We start from the raw sequence: 21,059 nt of genomic DNA on the forward strand, positions 1-21,059 counted from the left end.
CAACTAAAACGATGTAGTAACTTTTTTTGATTTAAGTCTTTGATTTTCGTTTATCAAATTTAAATTGCGTTTATGCTTTAATTAAGTATGGCCGTACATTAATTGACATTAAAATCGTTTTATATAATAAACATCTTTCTTTAAATGCCATTTAAATATCTGTATATCTGTTTTGTACTTATCTTAAGCATAACTGCTGCCTCAAAAGGACAAGCTTTTAAACCTGCCGAAAGGATCTGCGGTAAATGGGAAACAACAGACAAAACGCTGAGAGTACAGATATTTATGGAAGGGAGAGAGTATAAGGTGAAATTAATATGGTTTAGCGATACTGATGGCAAACCCATGGCTTATTGGACCGACAGGCGTAATCCCAACCCGGCATTGCGCAGCCGTAAAATACTTGGTATGGATCTTTTGCGCAACCTGGAGTATCACCCGAATACTGACAGCTGGGAAAACGGGATGATCTATGATTCAAAACATGGCAAAGAATGGAATGCTGCCGCCTATATTGATAAAAAAGGACAGCTAAGGGTTAAAGGCTACTGGCACATTAAACTTATTGGCAAAACGATGACCTTTACAAGGATTTGAGTTGGTCTGGAAGTCCGAAAGTCCGGAAAGTCAGTAAAGTCCGAAAGAGGGAAGTAGGTCTGGCGCCATTAATTATTTTGGTATTTGTTTCTATACTCAATTGGAGATAACCCGGTGAGCTTTTTAAAAATTGAACGGAATGCTTTAACATCAGAATAACCAACCTCATACATCAGTTCCGTAACGGGTTTCCGGCCGGCTTCAAGCCCCTTCTTGGCAGCTTCAATTTTAACTCTTTGGATGTATTCAATAATGGTATTTGAAGTAGCCTTTTTAAACCTTCGTTCAAAATTCCTCCTGCTTAATGCCAACATCTTTATAAGCTGATCAATTGTTATTTTACCCTGGTAATTATTCTCAATAAATTCCTGTGCTTTTTTTATTGGCTCATCTTCATGATCTTTCTGCCCCGTAAAAATCATAAAAGACGATTGACTTTTGCGGTCAAAGTCTATTTCGAACATTTTCGAGAATAATATGGACATTGCCCTGCCGGCATACTTTTCAATCAAGCATAGTATAAGGTTCAGGTATGAATAATAACCTCCGCTTGTATAAATGCCTTGGTCATAAGTTATAATTTTATCATTAATAACCTTTACTTCCGGAAACATTGCCGTAAATTCATTTGTGGTAGCCCAGTGCACCGAGCAGTTTTTATCATTTAATAGCCCAGTTGAAGCCAGCATGAATGAGCCTGTACAAAGGCAGGCAATTTCGGTATTGTTTTTATATTGATCAATTATCCAGGGCGTAAAATCCTTGTTAGCTTCAATTGCCTTTTTAAATCCGTTGCATATCATCGGGATAATTACCAGGTCTGTTTTAACAATCTCATTCAGTGTAAAATCACATTGAACGTTATAAGTGCCGCTATTTATGCTGGTTTCTTTAGTAATGCCAACCAGGTTAACATCAAACAGGGGGTGGCCTCCATTTTCCATTATCACTTCATTCACCTTCGAAAACAGCTGCTTTGGAGCATCAATGCTGTTTATAATAGCCTCGTTTAATACTAATATTGATATGTGGATCATAATGTAAAATAAGGTATTCCGTTTGTCGTAATCAACCCCTTAAAATAGCCGCTTTTACACCCCTTTGGTTGTTTTTAATGTAAGTAGTTTTGCGTTGTAACTTAATTGATTAAAAGATACTTATGAATACGGTAATTTCAAAAGATGGCACAAAGATAGCTTACAATCAAAACGGAAGTGGCCCTGTGATTATTCTTGTAGATGGTGCTTTTTGCAGCAAGGATTTTGGCCCCATGACGGGTATTGTGCCATTGCTATCTAAAAATTTCACGGTTATTTCTTACGACCGCCGCGCACGCGGAGAAAGTGGTGATACAAAACCTTACGCTGTGGAGCGTGAAATTGAAGATATAAACGCGCTTATTAATGTATCCGGGGGCTCTGCCAGTTTATTTGGGATCTCTTCAGGAGCTATACTTTGCATCAAAGCTGTAGCATACGGACTAAATATTCACAAGCTTGCTATATTAGAGCCTCCTTTTGTAGGTAACAAGGATAACAAACGCCCTGCAGATGCTGTACAGCAACTTAACCAAATGATTGCAGTAGGAGAACAGGGAAGCGCAGTTAAATTTTATTTAAGAAAAGTAATAGGGCTTCCGGCAATAATAGTATTTATACTACGGCTTACCCCAAATTGGCCAAAAATGAAAGCTATTGCAAACTCACTGCCATATGATGCCGCCGTTTGCGGCGACTTTAATATGCCAAAAGAACAGGTGTCATGTATAACAATCCCGACTATCGCCATTGACAGTAAGCAAAGCCCGACTTTTTTAAGGGATGCCGTACAAGGTGTGGCATCGGCTTTAACAAACGGAAAGCGGGTATCATTGAAAGGTAAACCACATGATGTGCCGCCAAAGATTCTTGTGCCGGCATTAACAGATTTCTATAACAGTTAGATCAAAATCATATTATGAAACAGGAAAAAAGCCTGAGCGCCCAAAGGTCAATTATTATAAATGCATCAGCAGCAGCTATTTGGGATGTATTAACCAATCCTGAAAAAATAAAGCTTTACCTGTTTGGATCAAACGTTCATACAGATTGGAAAGTTGGCAGCCAGGTTATATCCACAAGAGACAGGATACACCCTCTTGCAGAACCAGGTGAACATCCTATTGTGGATAAAGGACAAATACTGGAAGTTGAAAAAGAAAAGTTATTGAAATATACCTATTACAACAGCCAGGAGGGCTACGATGATCTGCCGGAAAACTACTCAATAGTTACCTATACCATTGAAAAGGAAAACGAACATCAGTTTAAACTGACGTTTCTCCGTGAAAAGATCCCGATAGCGTTTGAACAAATGAACCAGGAAAGATTTTTGCCCGGGATGCTCGAAAATATGAAGAATATGGCCGAACAGAAGTAAAAAAACAGCGCCTGATATATCAGAGCGCTGTTTTTTATTTATCGATTAATTGACTAAGCCTGATTCAACCTAATCAACCACTCAATCAACCAAATTATTTAGCTTTTCCAAATTCGCCGTTAGCCTGAACAGTTACTTCGTCGCTTAAAGTAGATGCGCCAAAGCTGCTGCCAAAGTTAAAGTCAGAACGTTTAATTACACCGGTAACTTTAAAGCCTGCATCATCAGCCTTGCTCATTGGGTTGGTGATAGTACCACGGTACCACAGGTCGAAAGAAACCGGTTTGGTAACACCATGTAAAGTAAGGCTACCATTTAATTTGTAATGATTTGCAGAGGTTTTTGTTATACCTGTGCTTGTAAAAGTAAGGGCTGGGAATTTTGTAACGTCAAAAAATGCATCTGATTTCAGGTGGTTATCGCGTTGATCAACACCTGTATTTACTGATGCAGTATTGGCAGTCATTTGGAATTTAGCATCGCTGAAATCTGGTTTTGCAGCAACTATCGTAGCTGAAAAATCTTTGAATTCGCCATCAACGTCAGAAACTAATAAGTGAGTGATGGTGAATTGCAGCTTTGAATGCATTTTGTCTGAATTCCATGTGGTTTGTGCAAATACTGCCGTGTTTAATAAAGCAGCTGCGGCTAAAATGATTAATTTTTTCATGATTGTTTTTATTCGTTTTTTTAATGATTTAAATTTCTTTGTCACAAATGTAATACAAAGAATTACGCAGTCAACAAAAAAAGCATGTTTAAACATCTTTTTTACAATTTGGTGATTTGATGCTATGGCGAAGGCGCATTTAAGCTGGTAAATAAATAAGAATTCTTCTATTTTGTCATCCTGAACATAGTGAAGGATCTTATTCAATTGATAGGTATCCGCTATACTTGTCCTGTCATTTCCCCTTTAAATTCTGCAGGATTTTATATCCCAGCAAACGTTTTGCGTAAAAACCGTCAATTAACGGGTTGTTTACCCCGTTAAAACACCCTTTAAAATTGGGTTAAAATACCCCCCGTAATTATTTGTATCACATGGCTTTAGCGATTAGCTTTGTATCACTAAACCATGAGCGCAATAGAAGTAATCATAAAAGAACAGACCTACAGGATTATCCGCAACGATGCCGATAATTATACATTTAGTGTATTTAACTATGCAACCTGCCATATTATAACCAAAAACGATTTTGGAATATGGAAACGTGTGCAGCACCTTTTCGGCACCGAGATCATCCCGATAGATGAGATTGGTGATATAATAGACAATGAATACACACCATGGCCTGCAAACGAAGTACAGCCATCATTCAGAAAAAGAATGGAACACTAATTATATTAATTCGATGTGAACTTTTATTTAATGGATTTAGCCAGCCCCGCTTAAAAGCCTAAAAATTTAAATTATTGGTAAAGAATCCAATCCGTTGAGAGGGAGAGGACTTTATGTTTATATGTTGAGTGGAGCCCCTTTGCAAAAGAGAGGGGCTTTTTTTATGAGGTAAATATCAAAAAGAGTTCAGCATAAAAAAATCATCCACCTTTTTGTTGAAATCATCCGTGTGTTCAATTAACGTTCCATGCCCCGAGTTCGGCACCACCCACAGGAATCCTTTTTTTATACTTTGAAAAATCAGGTTAGTATGCTCAACCGGGATCAGGTCACGATCTCCGCAAATTATCAGCGCGGGGCAAGTAATAGCCTTTAAGGCAGATAGCGGAATATTAGGCTGCAGCCAGTCGAGCATGAAAACTTTCCAGTTGTTTTTCTCTATTGCTGTTGTCCTGGGTTTGTTTTTGTCTGAATTGTATTGATCCCGCATTGCTTTCCAGGTGGCAGGGGTTAACGCAGTTGAATCGGGCCACAAGTTAGCGCCTGTTGATGCAAATTTGATCACTTTATCCGGGTGGCGCATGGCCAATAATATGGCATTAATGCCGCCGTCGCTCCAGCCAAGCACATAGCTTTTATCAATATGCAGGGTATCAAGCAACGCCGAAAAATCATCAGCCATCATTTCAAAGCTTAACGAATCTTTACTGTCTGTTGATTTACCATGTGCGCGGCTATCCACAGCAATAACCTTATATTTTTTGGCGAAGTAGGGGATATTTTTCCTAAATGCCGAAATGCTGCCGCCGTTGCCATGGATCATGAGTAATGGTTTGCCCTCGCCATATACCTCGCAATACATTTTAATGCCACGGATGTTATAATATTTACCCGCCGATGGGTTATTACCATAAGGGACAGGCTTTTGCTGGCTGTAACAAAGAGATGTTGCAATTTGAAGCAGACAAATAAAAAATATTGATTTTTTCATGGTGTACCATATTTAATGATGATAATTATTGCAGGAATTATAATTGCAAGTGCTATACCTAATGGAACCCAAATAGGCTTCAGCCTGTAAAGCGTTTCTTTACCTATGTACCTGTTCCAGAAAAACGCATTCATAATATAACCGCCAATCATCCCTACAAAAATCCCTGTTGCGTTAGGTAAATTTAGCAGGCTGGCAAGTATAATTGTACACGCAGTATAACTCAGCCCAAACAGAACCACCAACAACGCCTTACCCATTTTTTCAATTTTAGCAACATTAATGGCCAGCATTACAGAGCCAAATAAAACGCTAAAAAGAATGGAGAAAACATAAATGGCGCGTTTAGAATAGAATGCCGGAGCGTCAGGATCTTCTACCTGGTTATCATTGTCGGTATATTTAAACAAATTAATATTTTCCTGCCCGCTTGCAGCAAGTTCCTTGCGGGCTTGCATATCTTCAGCAATAAGTGTCAGCTCTTCTTCAGAAAATTCAACGCCTCTTATTTTTAGCTCATCAACGGCTGCTTCTACAGTTTCAGGTAAATACTTTTCGCGGTTATCGATACAGTAATGAAGCTCTTCGTCCGATTTCATTGTCGCGCGAAACTTGAAATTATCATCCATTGTTTAAATTATGATCAGGGGTTTATGTGGGCTAAAATAATTAAAATTTTCAAGCATTAGTATTAATTGGAAATCTCCCCGGTTTGAGCTTTTACTGATGGATATGATTATATTTACCAAGGTAATGTTCCCAATAATATGAAAGCATTTAAAACAACTATTAAATTGCAATTAATCAGTAATAGCCGATTGATTTTGATTGTTGCTATAGGTATCCTCACGCTTTCTTTTAGTAAAAAAGCTATGGCACAGCAGAAGAATCAAATGGTTAGACTGGCAAAAATTCAAGTCGATCTATTGCAATTGAAAAAATATAACGCCGCGCTAAAAGAACAAATGGCTACTGCTGTTCGTGTGGAGCCAGGCGTATTAACCTATTACGCTGTCGCCGATAAAAGGGACCCCTCTCACATCACAATACTTGAAATATATGCTGACTCAGCCGCATACAAATTACATATACAAACACCTCATTTTAAGAAGTACAAAGAAACAGTTCAAGACATGGTTAAATCTCTGGAACTGGTGGATGTTAATCTAATTGGCTCTGCAAAGAAACCGAATCTGTAGTTTTATGCTTATCCCAGCCTGTATATAATTCCCCAATTTTTCATAAGTATTCTGTGGGGACATAGTCCTTAAATAAAAAATTATAGATTTATCGGTAAAATATAAATGTTACTACATCTATAAGTCACCCATAATTTTATGCAAAACAAAACCATACCACAAACAACAGGCGAAAGAATCCGATCCATAATAGGCGGCTCATTGGGTAACCTGGTTGAGTGGTATGACTGGTATGTTTATACAGCTTTTTCCTTGTATTTTTCGGGCGCTTTTTTTCCAAAGGAAAATCAAACCGTTCAGTTACTAAACACAGCAGGCATTTTTGCCATCGGCTTTTTAATGCGGCCCATAGGCGGCTGGGTAATGGGTACCTTTGCAGATAGAAAGGGCCGTAAAACCGCGCTTACCTTTTCGGTATTATTAATGAGCGTTGGTTCTTTGATCATAGCTATTACCCCGGGTTATAAGCAAATTGGTGTTGCAGCGCCATTATTATTGGTTTTGGCCCGAATTATACAAGGCCTGAGCGTAGGCGGCGAATACGGTACCAGCGCCACCTATTTGAGTGAAATGGCCACCAAAAAACACCGTGGCTTTTATTCCAGCTTTCAGTATGTAACGCTTATAATGGGGCAGCTCCTGGCCCTCGGTGTGCTGGTTTTATTGCAGCGTGCTTTTTTAACAGATAAAGAGCTTCACCAATGGGGCTGGCGAATCCCTTTTGCAATAGGCTCGGTACTGGCAGTAACGGTTATGTATTTAAGGCGCAGTTTGCAGGAGTCGGTCAATATTGATGACAAAGACATTAAGGCCCGGTCAAACAGGGGTACTATAAAGGCGTTAGCGGCACATCCAAAAGCAGTGTTAACCGTTATAGGTTTAACAGTTGGCGGCACGGTTGCTTTTTACACTTTTACTACCTATATGCAAAAGTTTTTGGTGAACACTTCCGGCTTTTCTAAAAACAGCGCTACACTTATTTCAACCCTTACCCTTGTTGTTTTTATGCTGCTGCAGCCGGCTTTTGGCTTGCTGTCTGATAAAATAGGCCGCAAACCCTTGCTGATTGGTTTCGGCATATTGGGCACGCTAACAACTGTACCTATATTAACGGCATTGGGGCACACCAAAGATGTTTGGATAGCTTTTGCCCTTATTATGTGTGCGCTTATTATTGTAAGCGGCTATACTTCAATAAATGCAGTAGTAAAGGCTGAGTTGTTTCCTGCCAACGTGCGTGCACTTGGAGTTGGGTTTCCTTATGCCATAGCTGTATCCTTATTCGGCGGAACCGCAGAATATATTGCATTGTGGTTTAAAAATGATCATCACCAGGAATGGTTTTACTGGTATGTTACCATTTGCATTGCCCTGTCGCTGATACTTTATATTACTATGAACGATACCCGGAAATACTCAAAAATTGAGGATTAATGTCTGAACCGGGATTAAACAGATTTAAGGATTAGCTGAATTGTGGGCAATTAATCTCAATCAGAAAAATCCCAAAATCCGCTTAATCCCGGTTCAGACTTTTAAATTGCCGGATTCTCCGCATAAGCTTTCCAAAGCTCATCAACCGTTTTGCCGGTTTGCTGTTTCCATGCGTTATCAGTATATGTGTGCTTCCGCATTTGGCTGTCAAGCTCTTTTACAATGCCCGGCTTTACTTTTTTCTCAATCCAAACCAAAAAGCGGGCAGTAATGCGGTAGGCATTATCATAGTTTTGGGTAGCCTTATATTCAGGTAAAGTCCATTTCGCGGCTGCATTGTTTACACCGAATTGATTACGGGCGTAATCAGCAATACCTTCGGTTAACCACCCCGGTCCAATGCTTTCACCATAATCCTGTACAATATGCATTACTTCATGCGTAACCACATCAATATCTTCGGGGCGTTTGTGTAACCAGTTTGAAGCAATGGTTACTTTACCATCAGCAGTAGCTGCTACGCCTTTGTAGCTGGTATCAACAACCATTTTAACATCTTTGAGTGTAGCAGGATTATACTCCTTTGCCAGTTCCGGGTAAACTATATAAAAGGTTTTTACCAGTCTAGTTAGTTCTGCTGTATCCAGCGTAGCATCATAATTGGTTAAGGTTAACTTATAGCCATTTTTGTTGTAAACTTTGGTGCTTATTTGAGCGTTAGCTGTTGCAATAAAGCAAAGTAAAAAGGCACCTGAAAAGAATATATTTTTCATTATTTGTGTTTTCGTTTTTCAGCCGCAATAATAGGGATTTATAAGGTTGTGCTGTGTAAAAATAGCATGACCGATACACACCTAATACAACATTCGAACTTTTAAACGTTCCAACCTTTCAACAATCTTCCCAAAATCACTAATTTTGCCCCTGCATTTTTATGACAGATACGAAAACATTATATGAACAAGCCGTTGGCTTGTTACAGCAACTTATAGCAATACCATCATTCAGCAAGGAAGAAAACTTTACTGCCGATTTGATTGAGAAATTTTTACAGGATAAAGGCGTTAAAACCCATCGTAAGCTAAATAACATCTGGGCCTGGAACAAGCATTTTGATGCGGCAAAACCAACCATCCTGCTTAATTCGCACCACGATACGGTAAAGCCAAACTCGGGTTATACCCGCGACCCGCATGATGCTAAAATTGAGGATGGCAAGCTTTACGGCCTTGGCAGCAATGACGCCGGGGGATGCCTGGTATCGCTAATCAACGTGTTCCTGTATTTTTACGAAAAAGAAAATCTGAAATATAACTTCTGCCTGGCAACTACTGCTGAGGAAGAAATTTCAGGCGTTAATGGTTTGGAGTTGATTATCCCTGAACTTGGTCAGCTGGATTTTGGCATAGTTGGCGAACCTACCCTGATGCAATTGGCCATTGCCGAACGCGGCCTGATGGTATTGGATTGTGTAGCCCACGGCAAAGCCGGCCACGCCGCCCGCGAAGAAGGGGATAATGCTATTTACAAAGCGTTAACCGATATTGAATGGTTCCGTACCTTCCGTTTCCCGAATGAATCAGAAGTTTTTGGGCCGATAAAAATGTCAGTTACTATCATCAACGCAGGATCGCAGCATAACGTGGTACCGGCAAGCTGCACCTTTACGGTTGACGTAAGGGTAACGGATGCCTATCGTAACGAAGAAGTGCTGGTGATCATCCGTCAGCATGTTAGCTGTGATGTTACCCCGCGTTCAATCCGCCTGAAACCTTCAAAAATTGATAGAGAACATCCGATAGTACAGGCAGGGATAGCATTAGGCAGAACAACTTACGGCTCACCAACAACATCTGATCAGTCGCTTTTGGATATCCCATCGCTAAAGGTTGGTCCCGGTGATTCTGCAAGGTCACATACAGCAGATGAGTTTGTTTATGTGGATGAGATAAGAGAGGGGATTGAGTTGTATATTAAGATGTTAAGCAGTATAGTTTAGCATATTTTTTGAACCATGATTCCCTTCGCCCTTGTTGGTGTTGTCACCAACAAGTTGGATTAAGTTTGTGCATTGCAGATAACCGCCATGCAGATTAAATAGCTACAAAATACATAACACTACACAGTTTGTTGGTGACAACACCAACAAAGGCGGGAAAGGCGGAAAATCCGCAATAACACCGAATAAAATATTTACAACATATTTGTACCATGAGCAAAATTTGGCAGAAATCAGTTACCGTAAACGAACTCGTAGAAAACTTCACCGTTGGCCGCGACCGTGAGTTTGACCTCCAAATGGCTGCCTTTGATGTGCTTGGCTCATTAGCGCATACTCAAATGCTGGAGAGCATTGGATTGATGAGCGCTGATGACCTGCAATCTGTACAAAAGGAGCTCAAAAAGATTTATAAAGATATTGCGAACGGCGATTTTACTATTCAGCCTGAGGTTGAAGATGTACACTCGCAGGTTGAAATGCTGCTTACCCAGCGCATTGGCGATGCCGGTAAAAAGATCCACAGTGGCCGTTCACGGAACGACCAGGTTTTGGTTGACCTGAAACTATATTTTAGGTACGAGCTGCAGCAGGTTGTTGAAGAAACCACCACATTGTTTCGCCAATTAATTGAGCTAAGCGAAAAACATAAAGACGTTTTATTGCCGGGTTATACCCACTTGCAGGTGGCTATGCCTTCGTCATTCGGTTTATGGTTTGGCGCTTATGCCGAAAGTTTGGCTGATGACCTGGAACTGGTGTTAGCCGCGTATAAGATCACCAATAAAAGTCCATTGGGTTCGGCTGCTGGCTATGGCTCATCTTTCCCGTTAAACCGTACATTAACCACAAAGCTTTTAGGCTTTGATAGTTTGAACTACAACGTGGTTTATGCACAAATGGGGCGCGGTAAAACAGAACGTATAATTGCACAAGCGTTATCATCCATAGCCGCCACGCTGGCAAAAATGGCGATGGATCAGGCTTTATATTTAAGTCAGAATTTTGCTTTTGTAAGTTACCCTGATACATTAACAACCGGCAGCAGCATTATGCCGCATAAAAAGAACCCTGATGTTTGGGAAATTATGCGCGGCAAATGCAACCGCCTGCAGGCATTACCAAATGATGTGGCTATGATGACCACCAACCTGCCTTCCGGTTATCACCGTGAGTTGCAGTTGTTAAAAGAACTGTTATTCCCTGCATTTGCCGATCTGAAGAATTGCCTCCACATGGCAACCTTTATGCTGCAAAATATCACCGTAAATAAAGACATATTAAATGATCCTAAATACGCTTACCTGTTCAGTGTGGAGGAAGTAAACCGCATGGTACTAAGCGGCACCCCATTCCGTGATGCTTATAAACAAGTTGGACTGGCAATTGAAAAAGGTGATTTTAAACCCGATAAACAGGTAAACCACACCCACGAGGGCAGCATAGGTAATTTAATGAACGAAGAAATAACGGCATCGTTTGATAAGCTGATCAGCAGCTTTGATTTTGCTAAAGTGGAGAAGGCGATTGAAAGTTTAGTTTCTTAATCAACAGAATCCTCTGAAATCAGTGTAATCATCCCACAATCGGTGTAATCACAAAAACATGAACGGACAAAACAGAAGCGATATTTATCCCGGCCTTGAAGTTGACATCATCCTCAAAAAAGATCAGCGCTCAGGCAAGTTAACCCGCGGGTTTGTAAAAGACCTGCTTACCAGCTCAGCTTATCATTCCCGCGGGATAAAGGTGCGTTTGGAAGACGGGCAGGTAGGCCGGGTTGCAGAAATTGTAGAAGATTAATTTCTTTCCTAAAACTTTCTATCTTAGTCTTTTATTAATCTTCCGGACTTTCGGTCTTTTCCGACTTTCGGACTAATTTATCATATGGCTAATCCCCTTAAACCAGACAGAAGACTTTTTTTTCGGTTAGATGCGCACTATCGTTTATTGATCTCATTAGCAGTTAGCGCTATCGTTTTTTTATTCAACCGCAATTCGCTTTCTACTCCAGCCCTGGTGCTGGTAACATGGATAGGCTGCGCATTAACAATAATTTTACTGGACTGGATCATTATATTTTCATCGCATCCAAAGGAGGTCAGGAAAATTGCAAAGCTGCAGGACTCGAGCCGCTCGTTCCTGTTCATATTTATAATAACTGCGTGTGTTGTGAGCCTGGGCGCTATTATATTTTTGCTGAAGTCGACAAAAGGCTTGCCCGAGGCCGGTAAAAATGAGCATATATTACTGGCAATAGGTGCGGTAATTATTTCGTGGTGGCTATTGCATACTATATTTACTTTGCGGTATGCCCATTTATATTATGATGTAAATACTGATATGGATGGAATTAAAAATAACGTAGGCGGACTTCAATTCCCCGGCAGCGATGAGCCCGATTACCTGGATTTTGTTTACTTTTCTTTTGTTGTAGGGATGACTTTCCAGGTGTCTGATGTAGAGATCGCCTCCCGTCGCATCCGGCGGCTCTGCCTTATGCATGCTATCTTGTCTTTTGCTTTCAATACAGCTATAGTGGCATTAAGCATAAATGTAATATCAGGAATGGTGGCATAAAGACACGATTTAGGGATTTAATGAATTAGCACGATTCAGAATTTTGGTTAATCCTGTAAATCTATTAAATCCTTTAATCGTGTTAATCGAATAACCCCGGCGCTTTATCCCTGTCTAAAAACTTTGGCCGCTCCAGGCTTAACCCCAATTCTTTATTAAACTGTTCAACCACATAATCGGCCAGTTCGGGCGAATAGCGTTCATCGTGCTGGTGCATAAAAAACCAAACCGACTGTAAACCCATTTGCTGCCATTGTTTAATCCGCTCAACCCATTCATCAACCCGGGCATAGTCAGTAGGGTGCAGGCTGTTACCCACAAAACGGATAAACGCATGAGGAGTGGGTAACTCCATATGCACCACATCCCTGCGGCCTGAAGCATCTGTTATTACCGCACCAATTTGTAGTTCATTCAGCAGGTTAAAAATGGCAGTGCGGTTACCTGCATCGGCAAACCATTCTTTGTGTCGCAGCTCCAAAAATACGGGTACGTCTTTTGGCAATTGTTCAAGGTATGCTTTTAAATCAGGCAGGCTTTTGGGCGTAAAATTATCGCCAACCTGCAAAAATAGTGGGCCAAGCTTGTCGCCGAAGGCCATAATCCCCTCATAATATTTGGTGGTGATCTCTTCCGCATTTTTTAACCTGCGGATATGACTGATGCTTTGCGAAAACTTGGGGCAAAACTTAAAGCCCGGGTTAACATCTGCCTTTTCCTTCCACTTGGTTATAGTTTCAGGCGGGTAAACATTATAGAAGGTGGCATTAAGCTCAATGCAATCAAAATGTTTTACATACTCATCCAAAAAATTGGCATCTTTTGTTTTTGGCGGATAGATCTTGCCTACCCATTCCTTACGCCCCCATTTGGCGCAGCCAACATGAACCTGTAAAGGCTGCTCGTTTTTTGCTGCGTTTAAAGTTTTTATAGTTAATTCAGGGTCAGCCGGCAGCGTAAAATCTACTTCAACTAATTCCTGGGGTGTTACTCGGCCAAATTCCATTTAGTTCATTGTTAATAGTTGATAGTTCATAGCCGGAAGCGACTGTTTTATCTTTAGGACTTCCGGACTTTCCCGACTTTCGGACTCAAAACATCACCAATTTCGTTCTTCCTCTTCTATCTCTTTTATTATCTTTCTGGTTTGGGTTATAGTGCCGTGATATTGGTCAATAATGTTCTGAATATAGCCGCTCCGGTTTACCAGGTTATAACTCTTCGGCCTTTGCATTAACTCCTGTATGTTAGTTCCATTTTTGCTGATCACAAGGTTATCATCAGTGTATTGGCTCAATTTGTTTTTAAAATCAGAGAATGACCTTGTTGACAATAAAAGCGATGCTATAGTTTGCTGGTACAGGTTAACAATTTCTACCTGTAAATTTTTATTTTCTATAACGTCCAGCTTTCCCGAAGCTTTCAATGCTTCATATCTGCTGTTTGATGGTACAAATTCAATTGTGTTATATAAATAATTTATAGCTTTTGAAGCACTGTCTGGATTAAGCTTTTTTCCGTTATAAGCCTGCTTTAAATAGGCAAAGCTTTTGTCCATCCTGGCATAATTATCCGAATCGTTATGCAATTGATCCAAGTCGTTCTTAAGGTCACCAACCAGGTTGGTAAGAAAGCTGTGCTCCAGTTTTTGTTCCTGCTGGTGTTCCCGGTAGCGTTCAACAAAAAGAGAAAGCGTAATGGCAAAAACAATTATTGCTATCTCTAAAATCGTATCGCCAATCTTGTGTTTTAATTCGCCGGGGTTTTTTACCACTTTTATTATTTCGCGGGTATGTTTTATTATTTCGTGTTCTGCCATAGCGGGGCTAAAAATAGTAATTTGTTGATTAAGTTGAGTGGTTCAATAGTTCATTTGTGTCATTGGTTCTTTAGTATTGTCTCTTTATCAAATAGGTTACTAATAAACTATTGAACCAATAAACTAATGAACAATATTTACGCCACTACTTCCCAAAACTTCGGCGCTTGTCTTTTTTTCGATGCCTGCTCATAAGCATAAGCTAACTTAATAATATCACCCTCTTTATAAGCTGTACTAATAAACGAAATGCCCACAGGTAATCCATAAGCATAACCCATTGGTACCGTAATATGCGGATAACCGGCCATGGCAGCAGGGCCCGAAAACGAGAAGCCATTGTCATAATCGCCATTAATAAGATCAATACAAATGGCAAAGCCATTGGTTGGTGCAACTATGGCATCAAGCTTGTTTTCTTTTAACAGGGTATCAATGGCTGTACGGGTAATACCCGTTGTTTTTTGTACGGCATCCAGGTATTCCTTTTCTTGCAAGCCGCCTTTTTTATCGGCCAGCTCAAGGGTTTCCTGTTTAAAGTAAGGCATGGCTTTAGCTTCGTTCTTCTTATTAAAAGCAATTACATCAGCCAGTGATTTTACCTTTGAATTGGCTTCGGCTAAATATTTATTTAAACCGTCTTTAAATTCATACAGCAGTACGGTAAATCCATTTTTACCCGCTTCTTTTATTTGTTTGTATAGCTCAACCTCAACAATGGTAGCGCCTTTGCTTTTTAAAATATAAATAGCCTGCTGAAATATAGCATCCATTGCCGGGTTAACTTTCAGCCCGTCCTTTTCAATGCCGATGCGCTTGCCTTTTAGTCCTTCGGCATCTAAAAACTTAGTATAGTCAGGCTCAATTTTGCCTTTACTTGTTAGTGTATAAATATCCTGCGGATCCTCACCAGCCAATGCGCCCAATAAAATGGCTGCATCCCTAACGGTGCGTGCCATTGGTCCGGCGGTGTCCTGTGTTTTTGAGATGGGAATAATGCCCGACCGGCTCCATAAACCTACCGTAGGTTTAATACCAACGAGACCATTTACCGATGATGGCGAAACAATAGAGCCATCAGTTTCGGTACCAATAGCTATGGCACATAAATTAGCCGATGCCGCGGAACCTGAACCCGCGCTTGACCCGCTGGGGTTTCTATCCAAAATATAAGGGCATTTGGTTTGCCCGCCGCGGCTGCTCCATGCACTGGTAGAATGTGTGCTCCTGAAGTTGGCCCATTCGCTTAAATTGGTTTTGCCAAGTATTACAGCGCCCGCCTTCCTTAATTTATGAACTATAAATGCATCCTGTTTGGCATAATTATCAGCAATAGCAAGCGCTCCGGCAGTGGTATGCATATTGTCGCCGGTATTAATATTATCTTTTATTAAAACCGGGATCCCGTGTAAAGGCCCGCGCACTTTCCCGGCGGCGCGTTCTTTATCCATCGCATCGGCCATGTTCAGCGCATCCTTATTTATCTCGATAACTGCATTAAGCTTTGGTCCGTTTTTATCAATCTCATCTATCCTTTTCAAATACATTTCGGTTATAGCGCGCGAAGTGTATTCCTTGCTTTTCATCTTTTGCTGCAAAACATCAATAGTTACCTCGTTTAAAGCAAAATCGTCAGTCTTTTGTACGGAGGTATCATCTTTATCTTTTTTTGAGGAGACTAAATTGCATGAGCTTGCAGCCAGGGTAGTTAAGGTTAACCCCGCCAATGAGCTGGTTTTAAGGAAATTTCTTCTTTGCATGAGAATAGTTCGATTGATAGTTACAAGTAACGAAATTTTAAAGGATTATTGAGAAGGTAACAGAAAAATCATTTAAATAAATGAATCATTCCTTCAGCGTATTGTACATGGTTATTTAACCACAAAGTTCACTGAGTAGGCACAGAGGAAACGGAGATTAAAAACTCCGTTTCCTCTGTGTGTTCTTGGCGGCCTCCGTGGTTAAATATTTACAGTAGAGTTAAAGAGGCTTTGAAATACCAAAAAGTATTTAGACATTTGTCTAAATATATAATTATAAACTTGAACGCTTTATTCAAAGCTCTTAACGATCCCACAAGGAGAGGGATCTTAGAACTGCTGAAGGAAAAAGATCTTACAGCCGGTGAGATAGCGGATCAGTTCAATATTTCAAAACCAAGCATTTCGCATCACCTCGACTTGTTAAGACAAGCAGGTTTGGTTGTATCTGTTAAAGAGGGTCAGTTTATTTATTACTCTTTAAACACAACAGTTATGGATGAAATGCTTAAATGGATCATAAACCTCCAATCACAAAAAAATAAGAAATCATTATGAAGAAGTTTACGCTTATTGATCTTGTAGCTCTCGTAATTGGCTTATTGCCATTTTGCTACCTGGCATATGTTTATTCATCATTACCCTTAATTGTGCCCCTTCACTTTGGTGCGGATGGCAAGCCAAATGGTTTTGGCCCCAAAGGTGAATTGGTTTTTCTGCAGGCTGTTTTAACGGGGATCTCTTTTTTAGTGTACCTGCTTATGAAATTCCTGCCGTCAATTGATCCCAAAAAACAAGTTAAAATTGGTGAACAAACATTCAGGAAACTTGGATTGGGGATAGTTGTTTTTATAGCAGCATTATGCTTATGTATCATATTCGCAGCCATAAACAAAAAGTTCATGATTGATAAACTAATGTTCCCATTGATAGGCTTGCTGTTTGTTTTCCTTGGTAATTTAATGTACAACATAAAACCTAATTATTTTGCAGGTGTGCGTACCCCATGGACGCTTGAAGACGAGGGCAACTGGCGCGCTACCCACCGTTTAGCAGGTAAGGTGTGGGTTATCGGTGGTATAATTATTACTGTTGCCATGCTGTTGCTGCCTTCACCGGCAAGTACTTTGGTGTTTACGCCGGGTATTATAGGTATGGCACTTATACCTGTTATTTATTCATACGTTTATTTCAAACAGCATCAACCTAAAAACTAATGAAGAAATTATTGATTTGTGTTTTTATACTTTGTATTGCATGCCAGTTAAAAGCCCAGGATCTAACAGGCAGTTGGCAGGGCTCGATAGCCGTTGGAAGTGTAAATCTCCGTTTGGTTTTTAATATTGATAAAAAAGGAGATGTCTATGCTTCTACTTTTGACAGCCCGGATCAAAAAGCATTTGGGATAGCCTGCAGCAAAACCACGGTTGTAAATGATAGCCTCTTTATTGAAATAGCTGTTATAGGGGGCAGCTACAAAGGTTTGTGGGATAGGAAAGATGGTATTACCGGTACTTATGCGCAAGGCGGAGGGAAAACAGTTTTAAATTTAAAACATATTACTGCTGCTGAAAAGGCTGACCTATCAAAAGATCCCGTAAGGCCACAAACTCCTAAGCCACCGTTTAATTATGTTAGTGAAGATGTTGAATATGATAATGCCGATAAAAGCCTGCATTACGGCGCAACCTTTACCCGGCCTAACGGAAGTGGGAAATATCCGGCTGTAATTATCATCAGTGGGAGTGGCACACAGGATAGGAATGGCTCCATGTTCGGACATAAATTATATTGGGTACTTGCTGATTATCTTACAAAAAACGGAATTGCTGTTTTAAGGGTTGATGACAGGGGGGCAGGTAAAAGCTCGCTGGGGAATAATATTAAGGATGTAACCAGTCTTGATTTTTCATATGATGTTGAAGCAAGCCTTAACTATCTGGAAACAAGAACAGATGTTAGTAAAAAGCACCTGGGTTTAATAGGCCATAGTGAAGGCGGCATAATAGCACCAATGGTGGCAGCCCGGCGAAAGGACGTTAACTTTATTGTTATGTGGGGAGCGCCAGAAGTTGGCGGCGTAAAAATACATACAGCACAAACGGCTTATATACTTAAAAAACGAGGGCTTGATAGTGTATCCATAAATGCATTTTCCAGCTTGAATGATCAGATATTAACATTGTTTGCTTCATCGGCAAACGTACAAGCATTAGATGATAATATAGTTCCCATTGTTGCTGCGTGGAAACACACACAAAACCCTGAAACGTTAAAAGCCTTACATGCAACAGATTTAACCGCACAAGCTTTGTTTGAACAAAATAATAGCTTATATAACATGCCCTGGATGCGCTACTTTATAACTTATAACCCTGAAAATGATCTTGTAAAAGTTAGATGTCCTGTATTAGCCATTAACGGTGGGAAGGATATGCAAGTGCTTGCACCAAGTAATTTAAGCTTAATAAAAGAAGTACTGACTAAAGGCGGTAACAAAGATTTTGAAGTAAAAGCCTTACCCGGTTTAAACCATTTGCTGCAAGCCGCTACAACTGGTGATATGTCGGAATACGAAAAGATAGATGAAACGATGTCGCCGGCAGCTATGAAGATTATTTCTGACTGGATTAAAATTCATACAAAATAAATGCGTTAATATTACATGTTGGGGAAAGAGTCAGGATAACAAGAATCAGGAAACAAATTTGTTTCCTGATTCTGATTTTTTTATCATTGCTATTTTCCTGACTCTTGTATCTTAATTCTTGACTCTCTATCGTATGAAAAAGTCTACCCTATCAGCATATCTAACGCTGATGTTTTTAATTCCAGTTTATGTAATGGCTCAGCAGAGCGTGCTGCGCCAGCAAATAAAGGACGTTATTAAACCGGCAAAAGGTATTGTAGGTGTATCCATTCTAGGTTTGGAAAGCCGGGATACCTTATCTGTTAATGGCGATGCCCGCCTGGTGATGCACAGTGTAATGAAATTCCCGATAGCGCTTACTGTTTTGCATTGGGTTGATTCGGGCAAGCTTACGCTGAGCCAACTGATCCATATTAAAAAGAAGGATTTGCCCAAAAACTACAGTCCGCTGCGCGATAAGTATCCTGATGGTAATGTTGATGTATCCGTTGGCGATCTGTTAAGCTATATGGTATCGTTAAGTGATAACGACGCCTGCGATATTTTATTAAAAGTGATTGACGGACCTAAAACCGTACAGGATTATATGCTCCATATCGGAATAAGAGGAATTGCGGTTAGGGCATCCGAGGCGGATATGGCATCGTCATGGGAGCTGCAATATACCAATTGGTGTAAGCCGTTTGAAATGACCATATTGCTTGATAAGTTTTATAAAGGCGAAATCCTTGCAAAACCCACCACTGAATTTTTGTATAAGATTTTAACCGAAACAACAACCGGTCCGCACCGCATAAAGGGCCTGCTGCCAGCGGGGACAGTTGTTGCCCATAAAACAGGTACCTCACCAACCAGCGCCGAAGGCTTATCGCCAGCCACCAATGATGTGGGGATAATTACGCTGCCCAATGGCAAACACCTGGCTATTTCCGTTTTTGTGTGTAATTCAACAGATGATGAAACAACCCGCGATGCGGTGATCGCCAAAATTTCTAAAGCTGCATTTGATTTTTATTCAAAATAATTAATATTCGTTTTCATTTCGTAGAGACGCGATATTTTGCGTCTCCTGCATGCAAATCATCTTCAAGAGAAATATTTCTGCCTAATAGGAGACGCAAAGTATTGCGTCTCTACGGAAATTATCATTTTCTAATCCATTTTTTACATCATGACCGGGATATAAAAAGATCCATCTAAATTGTTCATCAATAAAATATATTGATGAAAACTATTGCCACCACATTTTTACTTTCTGTTCTTTTTACTACCTCTCTTTTCGCCCAAACACCTGTAGCCCTAAATGGCGTTTTAACAGTTCAAAATGGAAAAATTATAAACAAAAACGGCACAGCGCCGCAACTGCGCGGCATCAGCTTTTCGTGGAGTTTATGGCAAGGCCGAAAATATTATAATCCTGCCGTAGTTGATTGGCTTGCCGGTGATTTTAAAGCTTCAATTGTTCGTGCGTCAATGGGCGTTCAGCCTGACCATGGCTATTTACAGGAGCCCGCTCTGCAAAAACAATTGATTGTAAATGTGATTGATCAGGCCATTAAAGATGGTATTTATGTTTTGATTGATTGGCATGATCATCATAGCAACCAGCATCTTCCGCAATCAAAGGAGTTTTTTGCGGAGATGGCGCAAAAATATAAGGGCGTTCCGAATGTGATCTATGAGATTTGGAACGAGCCGGAAGCCATCAGCTGGGATACCGTTAAAAATTATGCGGTGCAGGTAATTAGGGAGATCAGAAAATATGATCCGGATAATTTAATTGTAGTTGGCAGCCCGCACTGGGATCAGGATGTGGATATTGCGGCAGCAAACCCCATTACCGGGTTTAACAACATTGCCTATTCATTTCACTTTTATGCATCCGACCCAAATCACCAGGAAAAGCTGCGTGCCAAAGGTGATCTTGCTATAAAGAAGGGTCTCGCATTAATGATCACAGAGTGGGGTGTAGGTGAATCAAACGGCAACGGTAAGTTCAACATTGGCCAGGTAAAAGCCTGGATGGACTGGATGGAGGCCAACCATCTAAGCTGGACAAACTGGAACATCACTGATAAACAGGAGACCACAGCTCTGCTGCTCCCCGGTGCGCCTGATAATGGTGACTGGACAAATGAACAGCTCACCCCGGCTGGCATTTATATAAGAGAAAAACTACGGGAGTTGAATAAATAGCGGATAGATAATGTGCGGATATGCAAATGTGCGGATGAATAGCATTATTTGATTATTCCTGTCCCAGCTTATTC

General features: G+C 40.4%; 23 protein-coding genes. 15 read left to right on the forward strand and 8 right to left on the reverse strand.

Translation table 11 applies throughout. The annotated features are described in order from the left end of the window. Positions 1 to 144 precede the first annotated feature (144 nt). Complete coding sequence (locus tag BUE31_RS18210) at positions 145 to 597, forward strand: DUF2147 domain-containing protein (protein WP_073405266.1); 453 nt, start codon at positions 145 to 147, stop codon at positions 595 to 597. Between the two features lie 68 nt (positions 598 to 665). Here the strand turns inward: BUE31_RS18210 and BUE31_RS18215 are convergent, their stop codons facing one another. Beyond that, entirely contained in the window at positions 666 to 1,634 is a 969-nt protein-coding gene (locus tag BUE31_RS18215) for a GlxA family transcriptional regulator (RefSeq protein ID WP_073405267.1), read from the reverse strand. 122 nt (positions 1,635 to 1,756) lie between these two features. On the opposite strand from BUE31_RS18215, the gene BUE31_RS18220 reads away from it, so the two are divergent. Next, complete coding sequence (locus BUE31_RS18220; protein ID WP_073405268.1) at positions 1,757 to 2,539, forward strand: alpha/beta fold hydrolase; 783 nt, start codon at positions 1,757 to 1,759, stop codon at positions 2,537 to 2,539. 14 nt (positions 2,540 to 2,553) lie between these two features. Further along, positions 2,554 to 3,015 (forward strand): SRPBCC domain-containing protein, encoded by a 462-nt coding sequence (locus tag BUE31_RS18225; RefSeq protein WP_073405269.1) that lies wholly within the window; start codon positions 2,554 to 2,556, stop codon positions 3,013 to 3,015. 94 nt (positions 3,016 to 3,109) lie between these two features. On the opposite strand, the gene BUE31_RS18230 is transcribed toward BUE31_RS18225, so the two are convergent. Then, the gene (locus tag BUE31_RS18230) at positions 3,110 to 3,685 is read right to left on the reverse strand and encodes a YceI family protein (RefSeq protein WP_073405550.1); all 576 of its coding nucleotides are present in this window, start codon (positions 3,683 to 3,685) and stop codon (positions 3,110 to 3,112) included. A 408-nt stretch (positions 3,686 to 4,093) separates the two neighbouring features. Between BUE31_RS18230 and BUE31_RS18235 the strand changes: the two genes are divergently transcribed. Then, on the forward strand, positions 4,094 to 4,357 hold the full coding sequence (locus BUE31_RS18235) for a hypothetical protein (RefSeq protein WP_073405270.1): 264 nt from the start codon (positions 4,094 to 4,096) through the stop codon (positions 4,355 to 4,357). A 175-nt stretch (positions 4,358 to 4,532) separates the two neighbouring features. Here BUE31_RS18235 and BUE31_RS18240 read toward each other — a convergent pair whose 3' ends face one another. Both BUE31_RS18240 and BUE31_RS18245 read right to left on the reverse strand, forming a co-directional pair. Continuing rightward, on the reverse strand, positions 4,533 to 5,348 hold the full coding sequence (locus BUE31_RS18240; RefSeq protein ID WP_073405271.1) for an alpha/beta fold hydrolase: 816 nt from the start codon (positions 5,346 to 5,348) through the stop codon (positions 4,533 to 4,535). Beyond that, positions 5,345 to 5,977, reverse strand: a complete 633-nt coding sequence (locus tag BUE31_RS18245) for a hypothetical protein (RefSeq protein WP_234997856.1) — start codon at positions 5,975 to 5,977, stop codon at positions 5,345 to 5,347. The genes BUE31_RS18240 and BUE31_RS18245 overlap by 4 nt, the downstream gene beginning before the upstream one ends. 138 nt (positions 5,978 to 6,115) lie before the next feature. Between BUE31_RS18245 and BUE31_RS18250 the strand changes: the two genes are divergently transcribed. Both BUE31_RS18250 and BUE31_RS18255 read left to right on the forward strand, forming a co-directional pair. Further along, the gene (locus BUE31_RS18250; RefSeq protein WP_073405273.1) at positions 6,116 to 6,547 is read left to right on the forward strand and encodes a putative quinol monooxygenase; all 432 of its coding nucleotides are present in this window, start codon (positions 6,116 to 6,118) and stop codon (positions 6,545 to 6,547) included. 138 nt (positions 6,548 to 6,685) lie between these two features. Further along, positions 6,686 to 7,981 (forward strand): MFS transporter, encoded by a 1,296-nt coding sequence (locus BUE31_RS18255; protein WP_073405274.1) that lies wholly within the window; start codon positions 6,686 to 6,688, stop codon positions 7,979 to 7,981. Positions 7,982 to 8,082: 101 nt separating this feature from the next. Here BUE31_RS18255 and BUE31_RS18260 read toward each other — a convergent pair whose 3' ends face one another. Further along, positions 8,083 to 8,754 (reverse strand): basic secretory protein-like protein, encoded by a 672-nt coding sequence (locus BUE31_RS18260; protein ID WP_073405275.1) that lies wholly within the window; start codon positions 8,752 to 8,754, stop codon positions 8,083 to 8,085. Between the two features lie 161 nt (positions 8,755 to 8,915). On the opposite strand from BUE31_RS18260, the gene BUE31_RS18265 reads away from it, so the two are divergent. From BUE31_RS18265 to BUE31_RS18280, 4 genes are all read left to right on the forward strand, one after another. Then, complete coding sequence (locus BUE31_RS18265; protein ID WP_073405276.1) at positions 8,916 to 9,980, forward strand: M20 family metallo-hydrolase; 1,065 nt, start codon at positions 8,916 to 8,918, stop codon at positions 9,978 to 9,980. 212 nt (positions 9,981 to 10,192) lie between these two features. Then, entirely contained in the window at positions 10,193 to 11,527 is a 1,335-nt protein-coding gene (gene argH, locus BUE31_RS18270) for an argininosuccinate lyase (RefSeq protein ID WP_073405277.1), read from the forward strand. A gap of 58 nt (positions 11,528 to 11,585) precedes the next feature. Continuing rightward, positions 11,586 to 11,783: a YwbE family protein gene (locus tag BUE31_RS18275; RefSeq protein WP_073405278.1), complete on the forward strand. Its 198-nt coding sequence runs from the start codon at positions 11,586 to 11,588 to the stop codon at positions 11,781 to 11,783. 84 nt (positions 11,784 to 11,867) lie between these two features. After that, positions 11,868 to 12,560: a DUF1345 domain-containing protein gene (locus tag BUE31_RS18280; RefSeq protein ID WP_073405279.1), complete on the forward strand. Its 693-nt coding sequence runs from the start codon at positions 11,868 to 11,870 to the stop codon at positions 12,558 to 12,560. Positions 12,561 to 12,642: 82 nt separating this feature from the next. On the opposite strand, the gene BUE31_RS18285 is transcribed toward BUE31_RS18280, so the two are convergent. From BUE31_RS18285 to BUE31_RS18295, 3 genes are all read right to left on the reverse strand, one after another. Next, complete coding sequence (locus tag BUE31_RS18285; RefSeq protein ID WP_073405280.1) at positions 12,643 to 13,566, reverse strand: DUF72 domain-containing protein; 924 nt, start codon at positions 13,564 to 13,566, stop codon at positions 12,643 to 12,645. Positions 13,567 to 13,659: 93 nt separating this feature from the next. Beyond that, positions 13,660 to 14,379, reverse strand: a complete 720-nt coding sequence (locus BUE31_RS18290; RefSeq protein ID WP_073405281.1) for a hypothetical protein — start codon at positions 14,377 to 14,379, stop codon at positions 13,660 to 13,662. A 137-nt stretch (positions 14,380 to 14,516) separates the two neighbouring features. Beyond that, complete coding sequence (locus BUE31_RS18295; protein WP_073405282.1) at positions 14,517 to 16,139, reverse strand: amidase; 1,623 nt, start codon at positions 16,137 to 16,139, stop codon at positions 14,517 to 14,519. A 282-nt stretch (positions 16,140 to 16,421) separates the two neighbouring features. On the opposite strand from BUE31_RS18295, the gene BUE31_RS18300 reads away from it, so the two are divergent. The 5 genes from BUE31_RS18300 (at position 16,422) to BUE31_RS18320 (ending at position 20,985) form a co-directional block, all read left to right on the forward strand. Beyond that, complete coding sequence (locus BUE31_RS18300; RefSeq protein ID WP_073405283.1) at positions 16,422 to 16,697, forward strand: autorepressor SdpR family transcription factor; 276 nt, start codon at positions 16,422 to 16,424, stop codon at positions 16,695 to 16,697. Continuing rightward, complete coding sequence (locus tag BUE31_RS18305; protein ID WP_073405284.1) at positions 16,694 to 17,356, forward strand: SdpI family protein; 663 nt, start codon at positions 16,694 to 16,696, stop codon at positions 17,354 to 17,356. The genes BUE31_RS18300 and BUE31_RS18305 overlap by 4 nt, the downstream gene beginning before the upstream one ends. Continuing rightward, complete coding sequence (locus tag BUE31_RS18310) at positions 17,356 to 18,789, forward strand: alpha/beta hydrolase family protein (RefSeq protein ID WP_073405285.1); 1,434 nt, start codon at positions 17,356 to 17,358, stop codon at positions 18,787 to 18,789. The genes BUE31_RS18305 and BUE31_RS18310 overlap by 1 nt, the downstream gene beginning before the upstream one ends. A gap of 133 nt (positions 18,790 to 18,922) precedes the next feature. Then, entirely contained in the window at positions 18,923 to 19,813 is an 891-nt protein-coding gene (gene bla / locus BUE31_RS18315; RefSeq protein ID WP_073405286.1) for a class A beta-lactamase, subclass A2, read from the forward strand. Positions 19,814 to 20,013: 200 nt separating this feature from the next. Further along, the gene (locus BUE31_RS18320; RefSeq protein ID WP_083620083.1) at positions 20,014 to 20,985 is read left to right on the forward strand and encodes a glycoside hydrolase family 5 protein; all 972 of its coding nucleotides are present in this window, start codon (positions 20,014 to 20,016) and stop codon (positions 20,983 to 20,985) included. Positions 20,986 to 21,059: the final 74 nt, after the last annotated feature.

Origin of the sequence: Mucilaginibacter sp. OK098 (genome assembly GCF_900142915.1) — a bacterium.
Taxonomy (GTDB): domain Bacteria; phylum Bacteroidota; class Bacteroidia; order Sphingobacteriales; family Sphingobacteriaceae; genus Mucilaginibacter.